Consider the following 14674-nt stretch of genomic DNA (forward strand, 5'->3'; position numbering starts at 1 on the left):
AGCGGACAAAACAACGCCGGGCTGACCCGGCGTTGTGTATTACCACAAGGCTCAAGCTTCGAGCTTTTTCTTCAGCAGTTCGTTCACCTGGCCTGGGTTGGCCTTGCCTTTCGAGGCCTTCATGGCCTGACCGACGAAGAAGCCGAACATCTTGCCGCGCTTGGCTTCGTCAGCGGCGCGGTACTGTTCAACCTGCTCGGCGTTGGCGGCCAGCACTTCATCGAGCATCGACTCGATGGCGCCGGAGTCGGTGACCTGCTTGAGGCCCTTCTTCTCGATCACTTCATCGGCGCTTGCGCCTTCACCGGCGGCCAGGGCTTCGAAGACCATCTTGGCGATCTTGCCGCTGATGGTGTTGTCCTTGATGCGCAGGATCATCCCGCCCAGCTGCTCGGCGGACACTGGCGACTGCTCGATCTCCAGGTTGTCTTTATTGAGCAGGCTGGACAGCTCGCCCATCACCCAGTTGGCGGCCAGCTTGGCGTCGCCACACACGGCATTTACGGCCTCGAAGTAGTTGGCCAGTTCGCGGCTGGCGGCCAGTACGTCAGCGTCGTAGGTGCTCAGGCCGAACTCGGCCTCGAAACGTGCGCGCTTCTCCACCGGCAGCTCTGGCAGGCTGGCGCGAATCTCGTCGAGGAAGCTTTGCCCAATCACTACCGGCAGTAGGTCCGGGCAGGGGAAGTAACGGTAGTCGTTGGCTTCTTCCTTGCTGCGCATTGACTTGGTCTTGTTGGCTGCTACGTCGTACAGCACTGTCTCTTGCACGATCCTGTTGCCGGACTCAATTTCATCAATCTGCCATTCAATTTCGGTGTTGATCGCACGCTCGATGAACTTGAATGAGTTGACGTTTTTGATCTCGCGTCTCGTGCCGAACTCGGCCTGGCCTTTCGGGCGTACCGAGACGTTGCAGTCGCAACGCAGCGAGCCTTCAGCCATGTTGCCGTCGCAGATGCCCAGGTAGCGCACCAGCGCGTGGATGGCTTTGACATAGGCCACGGCTTCTTTCGCCGAGCGGATGTCTGGCTCGGAGACGATTTCCAGCAGCGGCGTGCCGGCACGGTTGAGGTCGATGCCGCTCATGCCCTGGAAGTCCTCGTGCAGGCTTTTGCCAGCGTCTTCTTCCAAGTGCGCGCGGGTGATGCCGATGCGCTTCTGGCTGCCGTCTTCCAGAGTGATATCAAGAAAGCCCTTGCCGACGATGGGGTGATCCATCTGGCTGGTCTGGTAGCCCTTGGGCAGGTCCGGGTAGAAGTAGTTTTTGCGGGCGAAGATGTTCGTGCTGGCGATTTCAGCGTCGATGGCCAGGCCGAACTTGCAGGCCATGCGCACCGCTTCGGCATTCAGCACCGGCAGGGTGCCGGGCATGCCCAGGTCAACTAGGCTGGCCTGGGTGTTGGGCTCGGCACCAAAAGTGATGGCGCTGGCAGAGAAAATCTTCGATTGGGTGCTGAGCTGGGCGTGAATCTCCAGCCCGATTACGGTTTCCCATTGCATGTCTGTGCTCCTTAGAATCCGCTCAGGACTGGTTGATGCCAGTCAGTGACTTGCTGGCGTTGAGTCGGGCGTGAATTTCCAGGCAGACCACGGTCCACGGTTTCCCATTGCATGCGTGTCGTCCTCAGAATCCAGCCGGAGCTTGTGTGTGCCAGTCAGTAACCTGTTGGTACTGGTGGGCGACGTTGAGCAAGCGGCCTTCCTGGAAGTAAGGGGCGAGCAGTTGCACACCGACCGGTAAGCCATCGACGAAGCCAGCAGGCATCGACAAACCGGGAATGCCGGCGAGGTTGGCGGTGATGGTATAGATATCTTCCAGGTAGGCGGCGACCGGATCGTTGTTCTTCTCGCCGAGCTTCCAGGCCAGGTTTGGCGTGGTTGGGCCGAGGATCACGTCGACTTCGTTGAAGGCGGCGACAAAATCATTCTTGATCAGGCGGCGGATCTTCTGCGCTTTCAGGTAGTACGCGTCGTAGTAGCCGGCGGACAGCGCGTAGGTGCCGACCATGATGCGGCGTTTCACTTCCGCGCCGAAGCCTTCACCGCGCGAGCGCTTGTACAGGTCTTCCAGATTCACTGGGTTTTCGCAGCGATAGCCAAAACGCACGCCGTCGAAGCGCGAGAGGTTGCTGCTGGCTTCGGCCGGGGCGATCACGTAGTAGGCCGGGATGGCGTGCTGCATGTTCGGCAGGCTGATTTCTTTAACCGTGGCGCCGAGCTTCTTCAGTTCTTCGACCACCGACATCACCTTCTCGCCGATACGGGCATCGAGGCCAGCGCCGAAGTATTCCTTCGGCAGGCCGATGCGCAGGCCTGCGAGCGGCTGAGTCAGTGCGGCCAGGTAGTCATCAACCGGCTGATCAACGCTGGTGCTGTCCTTGCTATCGAAGCCGGCCATGGCTTGCAGCATCAGTGCGCAATCTTCAGCGGTGCGCGCCAGCGGGCCGCCTTGGTCGAGGCTGGAGGCGTAAGCGATCATGCCCCAGCGCGAAACGCGACCGTAGGTCGGCTTGATCCCGGTGAGGTTGGTCAGCGCGGCGGGTTGGCGGATCGAGCCGCCGGTGTCGGTGCCGGTGGCCGCGGGCAGCAGGCGGGCAGCCACCGCTGCCGCCGAACCGCCGCTGGAGCCGCCGGGTACGCGGGTGACGTCCCACGGGTTTTTCACCGCGCCGTAGTGGCTGGATTCGTTGGCCGAGCCCATGGCGAATTCGTCCATGTTCAGCTTGCCCAGGGTTACGCTGCCGGCGGCTGCGAGTTTTTCGACCACAGTGGCGTTATACGGAGCCTTGAAACCGGTGAGGATCTTCGAGCCGCAGCTGGTGAGCACGTCTTGGGTACAGAACAGGTCTTTATGACCAATCGGTGCGCCGAGTAAGGCGCCGTTCTCACCGTTGGCGCGGCGTGCGTCAGCGGCTTGCGCCTGCTCAAGCGCCAGTTCTTCGGTGACGGTGATAAAGCTGTTGAGCTGCGGGTCGAGTTGGGCAATGCGCGCCAACAGGTTGCGCGTCAGTTCCTCAGCGGAAAACTGTTTGTCGGCGAGTCCGCGGGCGATCTCGGCCAGGGTAAATTGATGCATGGCTAGGCTTTTCCCTTACTCGATGACTTTCGGAACCAGATACAGGCCGTTTTCCACGGCCGGTGCGATGGCCTGGTAGGCCTCGCGCTGGTTGCGTTCGGTGACCTGGTCGGCGCGTAGGCGCTGGGTGGCTTCCAGCGGGTGAGCCAGCGGTTCGATGTCGTCGGTATTAACCGCCTGCATCTGGTCAACCAGGCCGAGAATGTTGTTCAGGGTCTCAGTGGTACCCGGGATATCGGCTTCATTCAGGCCCAGTCGAGCCAGATGAGCGATTTTCTCCACGTCGGAGCGTTCAAGCGCCATCAGGTTTCTCCCTATATAAAGCAGCGCATTTGCTGGCCGCTTTTGGAAATGTGAACGAGTCGCCATGCACGGGTGTGCAGGGAACAGATAGTGACAGGTGGTGGTCAAAGGCCGCGATGATGGGCCTTAAAGCCCTGAAAAACCGGCAATCTAACATATTGGTGCCTTGCTCAAAATCCCTGCCGTTGTTAGAGTTTGCCGCACTTTTTAGCAGCGCCTTTACCGCGCTTCGCCTTTACCCACGCGTTGCCTAGGGTCCCTATCCCATGTTCAAAAAACTGCGTGGCATGTTTTCCAGCGATCTGTCGATTGACCTGGGCACTGCCAATACCCTGATTTATGTTCGCGAGCGCGGCATCGTCCTGAACGAACCGTCGGTCGTCGCTATCCGTACCCACGGTAACCAGAAGAGCGTGGTGGCGGTCGGAACCGAAGCCAAACGCATGCTCGGCCGTACGCCGGGTAACATTGCCGCCATCCGTCCGATGAAAGACGGTGTGATCGCCGACTTCAGCGTTTGCGAGAAGATGCTGCAGTACTTCATCAACAAAGTTCACGAAAACAGCTTTCTGCAGCCGTCGCCGCGCGTGCTGATCTGCGTGCCGTGCAAATCCACCCAGGTGGAGCGCCGTGCCATTCGTGAGTCGGCCCTCGGTGCCGGTGCTCGTGAAGTGTTCCTGATTGAAGAGCCAATGGCGGCTGCCATCGGTGCTGGCCTGCCGGTTGAAGAGGCCCGTGGTTCGATGGTTGTCGATATCGGTGGTGGTACCACTGAAATCGCCCTGATCTCCCTTAATGGTGTGGTCTACGCCGAATCCGTCCGCGTCGGCGGCGACCGTTTCGACGAAGCGATCATCACCTATGTGCGCCGCAACTACGGTTCGCTGATCGGTGAATCCACCGCTGAGCGCATCAAGCAGGAAATCGGCACCGCTTATGCCGGTGGCGAACTGCGTGAAGTCGACGTACGTGGCCGTAACTTGGCCGAAGGCGTACCGCGTAGCTTTACCCTGAACTCCAACGAAGTGCTCGAAGCGCTGCAGGAATCCCTGGCGACCATCGTCCAGGCGGTGAAAAGCGCGCTGGAGCAATCGCCGCCAGAACTGGCATCCGACATTGCCGAGCGTGGCCTGGTGCTCACCGGTGGTGGTGCGCTGCTGCGTGATCTGGACAAACTGCTGTCGCAGGAAACCGGTCTGCCGGTTATCGTCGCCGAAGACCCGCTGACCTGCGTTGCACGCGGCGGCGGCAAGGCTCTGGAAATGATGGATCGCCACACCATGGACCTGCTGTCCTCGGAATAAGCGCGACCGCTCCAAGTCTTGAGCTGCAAGTCGGGTTATACCTGCTTGCAGCTTTTGTTTTGCTGCCTGACGCTGTGAGGAGCTGCCGATCAAACCGCTATTTGCCAAAGGTCCTTCGCTGGGTGTGCGCCTGCTGGTGTTCACCGTGCTGTCGGCTGCGCTGATGGTGGTCGATGCGCGCTTCACCCTGTTGCAGCCGGTACGTGCGCAGCTGGGGCTGATTGTCGAGCCGGTCTATTGGCTCGGTCGGCTGCCGGTACGCTTGTGGGAGAGTGCGACTCAGGAACTGAGTACGCGCAATGAGCTGACCGCCGAGAATGAAAAGCTCAAGGCTGAACAGCTGATGATGCAGCGTCGCCTGCAGAAACTTGCCGCGCTCACCGAGCAGAACGTGCGTCTGCGCGAGCTGCTCAACTCGGCTGCGCTGGTCGACGACGAAGTGCTGGCCACCGAGCTGATCGGCATTGACCCCAATCCCTTTACCCACCGCATCCTGATCGACAAAGGCGAGAAGGATGGCGTGGTCTTGGGGCAGCCGGTGCTCGATGCTCGTGGCCTGATGGGCCAGGTGGTCGAGGTGATGCCCTACACCTCACGCGTGCTGTTGCTAACGGACACCACCCACAGCATTCCCGTGCAGGTTAATCGCAACGGTCTGCGTGCCATCGCCAGCGGCACCGGTAACCCAGAGCGTCTGGAGTTACGGCATGTCGCCGATACGGCGGATATCAAGGAAGGCGATCTGCTGGTCAGCTCTGGCCTCGGTCAGCGTTTCCCAGCGGGATATCCAGTGGCCATGGTTTCCGAAGTGATCCACGATTCTGGCCAGCCCTTTGCCATTGTCCGTGCGGTGCCCACCGCGATGCTAAACCGCAGCCGCTATATGCTGCTGGTGTTTACCGACCCACGTACGCCGGAGCAGCGCGCCACCGAGTCGGCGCAGGCGCAGGAAGCCCTGGATCGTGAAATTCTGCAGCAGGCGCAACCCGCGCAACCCACGGCCAATGAGGCAGTGGCGCCCGCCAACCCGCCGGAGGCCGCGCAATAATGGCCGCACGATCAAGCAATATCTGGTTTGTCTGGCTGACGTTTGCCCTGGCGCTGCTGCTCAGCGTGTCGAGCATGCCCAAGTTCATGGAACTGGGGCGGCCGTTGTGGCTGGCGCTGTTTCTGACCTACTGGGTGTTGGCGTTGCCGCATCGCGTGGGCATGACCACTGCCTGGGTTATCGGCTTATTGGCGGATGTGCTCAATGGCAGCTTGCTTGGCCAGAATGCGCTGATTCTGACGCTGATTACCTTCCTGGTGCTGACCCTGCGCCAGCGCCTGCGCATGTTTCCTATGTGGCAGCAAAGCACCGTTCTGCTGGTGGTGTTCGGCTTGGCGCAGCTGGTGCAGTTGTGGCTGAACGCGCTGACCGGCAGTCGCCCGCCAACCTTGACCTTTGTCTTGCCGGCGCTGGTCAGTGCCTTGCTCTGGCCCTGGGTCTGCACCCTGTTGCGCGGGCTGCATCAGCGTCTCGGCGTCAATTAAGCAAAGCCGCTCGGCCTTGCGTTTATCCGACAGGGAGAAGTCAGCATGGCCACCCTCTATCTCGCCTCCGGATCGCCGCGCCGCCGCGAACTGCTGACGCAAATTGCTGTGCCCTTCCTCACGCAAATCGCCCCGATTGATGAAAATGCATTGCCAGGTGAATCTCCGATCGCCTATGTAGAACGTCTGGCTCGCGCCAAAGCGCAGGCTGGGCTGGCGGCATTGGCCGAGACAGCTGATGTCGTGGTGCTTGGCGCCGATACCGCCGTGGTGCTTGATGGGCGGATTCTTGGCAAGCCAGTGGATCGTGACGATGCGTTGGCGACTTTGAATGCTCTGTCCGGACGAAGCCATCAGGTGCTGACGGCCGTGGCGCTGGTCAGCCGCGAACGGTTGGAATCACGGGTGGTCACAAGTCAGGTAACCTTCCGCCCATTGAGTCAGGCCGAAATCGAGGCCTACTGGGCCAGTGGCGAGCCGCAGGACAAAGCTGGGTGTTACGGTATTCAGGGCCTGGCGGCAGTGTTTGTCAGTCAGTTGCACGGCAGTTATTCGGCGGTGGTGGGTTTGCCGCTGTGTGAGACTGCTGCGTTGCTCGCAGAATTTGCTATTCCGTGCTGGCAGTTGCTGCCAGATCACAGTCAAGAGGTTGCGGGTCGCGGGTGAGTGACCGCCTTTAATCGGCGCAGTCCCTGGGCTTTCAGCTTTATCTCAGAAGAGATGAGCGCATGAGTGAAGAGATCCTGATAAACATCACGCCGATGGAATCGCGCGTGGCGGTGGTGGAAAACGGCGTACTGCAGGAAGTGCACGTCGAGCGTACGCAGAAGCGTGGCATCGTCGGCAATATCTACAAAGGCAAAGTGGTGCGCGTGCTGCCCGGTATGCAGGCGGCTTTTATCGATATCGGTCTGGAACGTGCGGCGTTTATTCATGCCGCGGAAATTTCCAGTCGCGAAGGCCCTGCGGTGGAAAGCATCAGTGCCCTGGTGCACGAAGGCCAGAGCTTGGTGGTGCAAGTCACCAAGGACCCGATTGGTAGCAAGGGCGCGCGCCTGACCACCCAGCTGTCGATTCCTTCGCGTTACCTGGTGTACATGCCGCGCACCGCCCACGTCGGCATCTCGCTGAAGATCGAGGACGAAGCCGAGCGTGATCGCCTCAAGCAGGTGGTTGCCGATTGTGTGGCTGCTGAAGGCATCGAAGAGACCGGCGGATTTATCCTGCGCACTGCGGCTGACGGAGCTGGGGCCGATGAAATTCTCGCCGACATCCGTTACCTGCGCCGTCTGTGGGAGCAGATCGCCACGCAGATGAAAGTCGGCCCGACGCCATTGGTGATCTATGAGGATTTGTCCCTGGCGCTGCGCACCCTGCGTGATCTGGTCAACCCGAAAATCGAGAAGATCCGCGTCGATTCGCGGGAGACCTTCGGCAAGATTACCCAGTTTGTCGATGAGCTGATGCCGGAAATCGCCGACCGTCTGGAGCACTATCCTGGCGAGCGGCCGATCTTCGATCTATATGGCGTCGAGGATGAAATCCAGAAGGCGCTGGAGCGCAAGGTGCCGCTCAAATCCGGCGGCTACCTGATCATCGATCCGGCCGAGGCCATGAGCACCATCGACGTGAACACCGGCGCGTTCGTCGGCCATCGCACGCTGGAAGAAACCATCTTCAAGACCAATCTGGAAGCCGCCACGGCGATTGCTCGCCAGCTGCGCCTGCGTAATCTCGGCGGGATCATCATCATCGATTTCATCGACATGGAAGATGAGGAGCACCAGCGCCAGGTATTACGTACCTTGGAGAAGCAACTAGAGCGCGACCACGCCAAGACCAACATCATTGGTATCACCGAGCTGGGCCTGGTACAGATGACCCGAAAACGCACCCGCGAAAGCCTTGAGCAGGTGCTGTGCGAGCCGTGCAGTTGCTGCCAGGGGCGCGGCAAGTTGAAAACTGCGGAAACCACCTGCTACGAAATTTTCCGCGAAATTCTTCGTGAGGCGCGTGCCTATCAGCCGGAAGGTTATCGCGTGCTGGCCAATCAGAAAGTGGTTGACCGCCTGCTCGATGAAGAGTCGGGCAATGTCGCCGATCTTGAAGCCTTTATCGGCCGCACCATCAAATTTCAGGTCGAGACCATGTATTCCCAGGAGCAATACGATGTGGTGCTGCTCTGATATGCGCGTTTACCGCTCGGGCATGAACTGAATGCAGGTGTTGGCACGCTGGACTGGCCTGCTGCTGCGCACCACGCTGGGGCTGTGCGCCTTGGCGTTGGTCTTGGCCGCGTTTTACGTCAGCCTTGGCCGCGAGCTGGTGCCGCTGGTCGCTGAATACCGCCTGGAAGCCGAAGACAAGGCCCGTGCAGCGCTGGCCATGCCAGTGCAGATTGGTGCGCTGGAAGGCCTCTGGCAAGGCTTCTCCCCGGTGCTGACTGCGCACGATGTTGCGGTCGGTGAGGGCGCTGGTGCCTTGCAGCTGGATCAGGTACGCGTGGTGCCGGATGTGTTGGCCAGCCTGTTAGCACGTCAGCTGCGCATCGCTCGGCTTGAGCTGGATGGCGTGCAGCTGGTGGTGCAGCAGAGCGAGGACGGTCGTTGGTCGCTCAAGGGCTTGCCGCAACGCAGTGATCGGGCGCCGCTCGACCTGACTCAGGTGCTGACGCAGTCGCAGATGGTCAAGCGCCTGTCGCTGTTTAACAGCCAGGTAACGGTGCAGGCCTTCGATCACCCCGCGCGAACCTTGACCTATGTAAACCTCACGCTGCGCAACGGCAGCGCTCGACAGCGTCTGGACGGCCGTTTGCTGTTGCCCGATGGCCAGCCGCTGGCCCTGCAGTTGCGTACGCGGATCAATGCCAAACGCTGGCAAGAGGCCGAAGCCGAGCTGTACTTGAGCCTGCCGCAGAGCGATTGGGCTGCCTGGGTGCCTGCGAGCCTATTCGCGCAATGGCGGCTTGAGCAGTTGCAGCTGGGTGGTGAGGTCTGGCTGAGTTGGGCTAAGGGCGGCGTGCAGCGTGCTGTTAGCCGTCTACACGTGCCGCAGCTCAGGGCCGGCTACGCCGAGCGCGAGTCGGCGGAGCTGAGTAATCTGGCGCTGAATGCCTATTTCAGCCGTACCGATCTCGGTTTCAAGCTGGTGCTGGATGACCTGGCCTTCAGCCGTGGCGAGCAGCGCTGGGGCGAAGTGCGCCTGGCGCTGACCCAGCAGGCGGAAAGCACAGAAGTGCAAGAGCAATGGCTGCTGAGTGCTGATCACATCGACCTGGCGCCGCTGCAGCCTCTGGTGGCGGGGCTTGCGCCATTGCCGGAGAAAGCTCTGGCACTGCTTGAGCAGCTCAAGCCGCATGGCGCGCTGCGCAATATTCAGCTCGACTACCGGCCGCGCCTGACTGATAGCAAGCGTCTGCAGTTCTCGGCCAATTTGGAGCGCATCGGCTTTGCTGCATGGCACGGCTCGCCTGCCGCAGAGAATGTCAGTGGCAGTGTCAGTGGTGATCTAAACCAGGGTGAGCTGCGGGTTGATAGCGAAGACTTTTCCCTGCACCTCGATACTCTGTTCCCCAAGCCCTGGCACTACCAGAAAGCTAATGCCCTGCTGACCTGGCAGATAGATGATGAGGCCTTCACCCTGCGCAGCCCGTATCTGCAAGTGGTGGGTGAGGAGGGACCGGCTGCCGGCGATTTTCTGATTCGCCTGCGTTTCGATCCGGAGCTGGAAGACTACATGGACCTGCGCGTCGGCCTGCGTAACGGCGATGCGCGCTTTACCGAGAAATACTTGCCGAGCCGCGCGCCGGGCATGAGTGCCGATCTGGATGCCTGGCTGAAAAGTGCCATCCGTGGTGGTGCGGTCGATGAAGGTTATTTCCAGTACCAGGGCTCGTTGAACAAGGGCGCAGATCATGCTGCGCGCAGTATCAGCCTGTTCTTCGCCGTGCATGACGCCGAACTGGCTTTTCAGCCCGGTTGGCCGGCGCTGCGCGAGGGGCGTGGGCGCGTCTTGATCGAGGGTAGCGGCGTGCGCGTCAACCTGGCGACCGGGCGCATCCTCGATAGCCGGGTGAGCAATGCCCAGGCGTTGATCGCGACTTCATTGCCGGGCCAGCCGCCGCGGCTGTTGCTGACCAGCGAGCTGAGCAGCAATGTCGATGACGCCCTGCATATCTTGCAGCAAGCGCCGATTGGCACTGCAGAGACCTTTGCCGGCTGGTCTGGCGCAGGGTCGCTGACTGGCAAGCTCAAGCTCGACCTGCCGTTGCGTAAGGGCTTGGCTCCGGTTGTGGTTGTGGATTTCGCCACTGAAGGCGCGCAGCTCAGTCTGCCCAATCCGCCGTTGCAGTTCAGCCAGCTGCAGGGCGCCTTTCGCTACAACACCGCCAGCGGCCTCAGTGCCCCGGATATCCGTGCCCAGGTGCTCGGCCATGCAGTGCGTGGCAAGGCGCTGGCCGAAGGTGCGCGCGGCAAGGCGCGCAGCCGCATCGAGGCCAGTGGGCAGATCGCCGTCAAGGAGCTAAGTAGCTGGCTGGGCGTGACCCTGCCGCTGCCCGTTAGTGGCAATCTGCCGTATCGCCTCAATCTGACCCTGGACGGCGCCGACAGTCAGCTGCGCGTGAGTTCTAGCCTTAAAGGCGCGACGGTGGCGCTGCCGGCCCCGTTCGGCAAGACCGCTGCCGAGGAGCGTGCGACGCAGTGGCGCATGACCCTGGGTGGTCGTGAGCAACGCTACTGGCTGGATTACGCTGACTTGCTGAGCCTGACCTTTGCCGCGAGCCCGGGTCAGTTCAACCAAGGCCGCGGCGAGATTCGCCTGGCCGATGGCCCTGCGAGCCTGCCGACTAGCCAGGGCCTGCGTATGCGCGGGCGCGTGACGGAACTCGACTGGTCGGCCTGGCAGCAGGTGTTGCGGCCGTATGCCAGCGTGCCAATTGGTGATGCGCAACGGCTGTTCAAGGATGCGCAGCTGCGCATTGGTCGCTTCGCGGGCTTTGGTATCAGCCTGGATACGCTGGAAGTAGCGGTTAAGCGCGATGCCGCAACCTGGGCGGTCAGCCTCGACAGTCCGCAGTTGAAAGGTCAGGTTGGATTACCGGATGCCCGTGAGCTACCGATTGCCCTGACGCTCGATTACTTGCGCTTCCCGGCGGCAGAGAAAAAGGCCGCAGGCGAACCGGTAGTCGATGCGGCTGACGCGCTGGCAAGCGTTGACCCGAGCAGCTTCCCGGCGCTGGATGTGCGCATTGCCGAGGTTTATCAGGGCATCGAACCGCTGGGCAGCTGGTCGCTCAAGGCGCGTCCGGTCAGCGCTGGTGTGCATTTCAATGAGCTGGATCTCAACCTCAAAGGCCTGAAGATTGGCGGTCGCGCCACCTGGCTAAACGCCGCAAGCGGCATGCGTACGAGCTACAAGGGGCGCATGGGTGGCGCCGATCTGGCTGATGTATTGATCGCCTGGGGCTTTGCGCCTACAGCCAGCAGCCGAGATTTCCATATGGATGTCGACGGCGACTGGCCCGGCTCGCCGGCCTGGTTCGGCTTGAAGCGCTTTAGCGGCACGCTGGATGCTTCTCTGCGCAAGGGCCAGTTCTCGGAAGTGGAAGGCCCGGCTTCGGCGCTGCGGGTATTCGGCTTGCTTAACTTCAACTCGATCGGCCGGCGCCTGCGCCTGGACTTCTCCGACCTGCTCGGCAAAGGCCTGAGCTATGACCGAGTCAAGGGGCTACTAGTGGCCGATAACGGCGTGTTTGTTACCCGCGAGCCGATCACCCTTACTGGGCCATCAAGCAACCTGGAACTCAATGGCACCCTGGATATGGCCAATGACCGGATTGATGCCAAGTTGTTGGTGACCTTGCCGGTGACCAACAACCTGCCTCTGGCCGCACTGATAGTCGGTGCGCCGGCCATTGGTGGTGCACTGTTTATCGCCGATAAGCTGCTGGGCGACCGAGTGGCGCGCTTTGCCAGTGTGCAGTACGACGTCAAGGGCTCCTGGCAGAACCCGGATATAAGCTTCGACAAGCCTTTCGAGAAACCCCAGTAAACCCGCACGGCTGATATGCAGCCGTGCAGTCTGCCGGCATGGCTTGTAAGCTGAAGCCTGATACCGATATTGAGATAAGGCAGTCATGACCTTCGCGGTAATTCAAATGGTCAGCCAGGCTGATGTCCTGGCCAATCTGGCGCAGGCTCGGCAGTTGCTTGAGCAGGCCGCCGCGCAAGGTGCGCGGCTGGCGGTGCTGCCGGAAAACTTTGCCGCCATGGGCCGGCGTGACCAGGCCGCGCTAGGGCGTGCCGAAGCGTTGGGCGAGGGGCCGATTCTGCCCTGGTTGCAACAGGCTGCCCGCGACTTGGGGCTGTGGGTTGTCGCCGGCACTTTGCCCCTGCCGCCGGATGGCCAGCCCGAAGCCAAGTCTCACGCCTGCTCCTTGCTGATCGATAATCACGGCGAGCGCGTTGCACGCTATGACAAGCTGCACTTGTTTGACGTGGATGTCAGCGACAGCCACGGCCGTTACCGCGAGTCTGATGATTACGCCTTCGGCAGCCAGGTGGTGGTCGCCGATACCCCGGTTGGGCGCCTAGGCATGACCGTCTGTTATGACCTGCGCTTCCCCGAGCTTTACAGCGCCCTGCGCGCCGCGGGTGCCGAGTTGATCAGTGTGCCGGCAGCCTTTACCGCAGTCACGGGTGCTGCGCATTGGCAGATACTCACCCGCGCGCGGGCCATTGAAACCCAGTGCTATGTGCTGGCCGCCGGGCAAGGCGGTACCCATCCAGGTGGACGCGAGACCTTTGGCCATTCGGCGCTTGTCGACCCTTGGGGGCGCGTGCTCGCGGAACTGCCGCAGGGGCCGGGCGTACTGCTGGCCGAGCGCGATGGGGCAGAGCAAGCGGCGATCCGTCAGCGCATGCCAGTGGTGCGGCATAAACGATTTTTTGCAGCGGCCGAAATGCGGCTGCCAAGTTTGGAGTAGTTATGAACAATTTGTTGGTATCCGTTAGCGAGCATTTGCTCGGGCCGGGCGGTTTGACCATTGAGCATCTGCCTGCAGTCTTGGCTGATCTGGCCGGGCCGGGAATCGATGCGGCCGATCTGTATTTCCAAAGCCAGGTCTCGGAAACCTGGGCGCTGGAGGATGGCATCGTCAAGGAAGGCAGCTTCAACCTCGACCAGGGGGTAGGTGTGCGTGCTCAGTCCGGCGAGAAAACCGGGTTTGCCTACAGCAATGCGATCACCGCCGATGCCCTGAGCCAGGCTGCGCGCGCAGCCCGTTCGATTGCCCGCGCCGGCCAGAATGGCCGCGTGCAAGCGTTCAGCAGTCCGCTGGTCAAGCCGCTGTATGCCCAGGACAACCCGCTGGATGTGCTGGGTCGTGCGGAAAAGGTTGAGTTACTCAAGCGCATCGACGTTGCTACCCGCGCCCTTGATTCACGGATCAAACAAGTTTCGGTCAGCCTGGCCGGGGTTTGGGACCGCATTCTGGTGGCTGCCAACGACGGTAGCCTGGGCGCGGACATCCGACCACTGGTGCGTTTCAACGTCAGCGTGATCGTTGAGCAGAATGGTCGCCGCGAGCGCGGCAGCCATGGCGGCGGCGGACGTACCGATTACCGCTACTTCCTCGAACAGACCAGCAATAACGAAGAACGCGCCATGGGCTATGCCCGTGAAGCGCTACGCCAGGCGCTGGTTAACCTCGAGGCGATTCCGGCACCGGCCGGCACTATGCCGGTGGTGATGGGCGCTGGTTGGTCCGGTGTGCTGCTGCACGAAGCGGTCGGCCATGGTTTGGAAGGCGATTTCAACCGCAAGGGCAGTTCGGCCTACAGCGGCCGTATGGGCGAGCAAGTGGCTTCCAGCCTGTGCACCATCGTCGATGACGGCACCTTGGCCGAACGTCGCGGCTCCCTGAGCATGGACGATGAAGGCACGCAGACCCAGTGCACCACGCTGATCGAAAACGGCGTACTCAAGGGCTATATGCAGGACAAGCTCAACGCTCGCCTAATGGGCGTGGCGTGCACCGGTAACGGTCGCCGTGAGTCCTATGCGCACTTGCCGATGCCGCGCATGACCAATACTTACATGCTGGCTGGCGAGAGTGACCCGGAAGAAATCATTCGTTCGGTGAAGAAAGGCATCTACTGCGCCAACCTTGGCGGCGGCCAGGTGGATATCACCAGCGGCAAGTTCGTGTTTTCCACCAGCGAGGCTTACCTGATCGAGGACGGCAAGATCACCGCCCCGGTCAAAGGCGCAACCTTGATCGGCAATGGCCCGGAAGCCATGAGCAAGGTGTCGATGGTTGGTAACGACCTGGCGCTGGATAGCGGCGTCGGTACCTGCGGCAAGGATGGGCAATCGGTGCCGGTTGGCGTGGGCCAGCCGACGCTGAAGATCGATGCAATTACTGTGGGCGGGACGGGTAGCTAAAAACCATCGATTG

General features: G+C 61.2%; 11 protein-coding genes. 8 read left to right on the top strand and 3 right to left on the bottom strand.

Annotated elements, in window-relative coordinates:
* Positions 1–51: 51 nt before the first annotated feature.
* The 3 genes from gatB to gatC form a co-directional block, all read right to left on the bottom strand.
* Positions 52–1518: an Asp-tRNA(Asn)/Glu-tRNA(Gln) amidotransferase subunit GatB gene (gene gatB / locus ACIGEK_RS18770; protein ID WP_397494900.1), complete on the bottom strand. Its 1467-nt coding sequence runs from the start codon at positions 1516–1518 to the stop codon at positions 52–54.
* Between the two features lie 106 nt (positions 1519–1624).
* Entirely contained in the window at positions 1625–3076 is a 1452-nt protein-coding gene (gene gatA, locus ACIGEK_RS18775; RefSeq protein ID WP_397494767.1) for an Asp-tRNA(Asn)/Glu-tRNA(Gln) amidotransferase subunit GatA, read from the bottom strand.
* A 15-nt stretch (positions 3077–3091) separates the two neighbouring features.
* A complete protein-coding gene (gatC, locus tag ACIGEK_RS18780) occupies positions 3092–3379 on the bottom strand; it encodes an Asp-tRNA(Asn)/Glu-tRNA(Gln) amidotransferase subunit GatC (RefSeq protein ID WP_397494768.1) in 288 nt (95 codons plus the stop codon).
* Between the two features lie 266 nt (positions 3380–3645).
* Here gatC and mreB point away from each other — a divergent pair, with 266 nt between their 5' ends.
* The 8 genes from mreB (at position 3646) to tldD (ending at position 14661) form a co-directional block, all read left to right on the top strand.
* Positions 3646–4683, top strand: coding sequence for a rod shape-determining protein MreB (gene mreB / locus ACIGEK_RS18785; protein WP_090255536.1), 1038 nt, complete (start codon positions 3646–3648; stop codon positions 4681–4683).
* 124 nt (positions 4684–4807) lie between these two features.
* Positions 4808–5731: a rod shape-determining protein MreC gene (gene mreC / locus ACIGEK_RS18790; protein ID WP_397494769.1), complete on the top strand. Its 924-nt coding sequence runs from the start codon at positions 4808–4810 to the stop codon at positions 5729–5731.
* Positions 5731–6216, top strand: coding sequence for a rod shape-determining protein MreD (gene mreD, locus ACIGEK_RS18795; protein WP_397494770.1), 486 nt, complete (start codon positions 5731–5733; stop codon positions 6214–6216). The genes mreC and mreD overlap by 1 nt, the downstream gene beginning before the upstream one ends.
* A gap of 45 nt (positions 6217–6261) precedes the next feature.
* Positions 6262–6882: a Maf family protein gene (locus ACIGEK_RS18800; protein ID WP_397494771.1), complete on the top strand. Its 621-nt coding sequence runs from the start codon at positions 6262–6264 to the stop codon at positions 6880–6882.
* A gap of 62 nt (positions 6883–6944) precedes the next feature.
* Positions 6945–8402, top strand: coding sequence for a ribonuclease G (gene rng, locus ACIGEK_RS18805; protein WP_397494772.1), 1458 nt, complete (start codon positions 6945–6947; stop codon positions 8400–8402).
* A 31-nt stretch (positions 8403–8433) separates the two neighbouring features.
* Positions 8434–12267, top strand: a complete 3834-nt coding sequence (locus tag ACIGEK_RS18810; protein ID WP_397494773.1) for a YhdP family protein — start codon at positions 8434–8436, stop codon at positions 12265–12267.
* Positions 12268–12352: 85 nt separating this feature from the next.
* The gene (locus tag ACIGEK_RS18815; protein ID WP_397494774.1) at positions 12353–13201 is read left to right on the top strand and encodes a carbon-nitrogen hydrolase family protein; all 849 of its coding nucleotides are present in this window, start codon (positions 12353–12355) and stop codon (positions 13199–13201) included.
* A gap of 2 nt (positions 13202–13203) precedes the next feature.
* On the top strand, positions 13204–14661 hold the full coding sequence (gene tldD / locus ACIGEK_RS18820) for a metalloprotease TldD (RefSeq protein WP_397494775.1): 1458 nt from the start codon (positions 13204–13206) through the stop codon (positions 14659–14661).
* The last annotated feature ends 13 nt before the right edge of the window (positions 14662–14674 follow it).

Origin of the sequence: Pseudomonas sp. NPDC079086, assembly GCF_044542155.1 — a bacterium.
Classification (GTDB): Bacteria; Pseudomonadota; Gammaproteobacteria; order Pseudomonadales; family Pseudomonadaceae; genus Aquipseudomonas.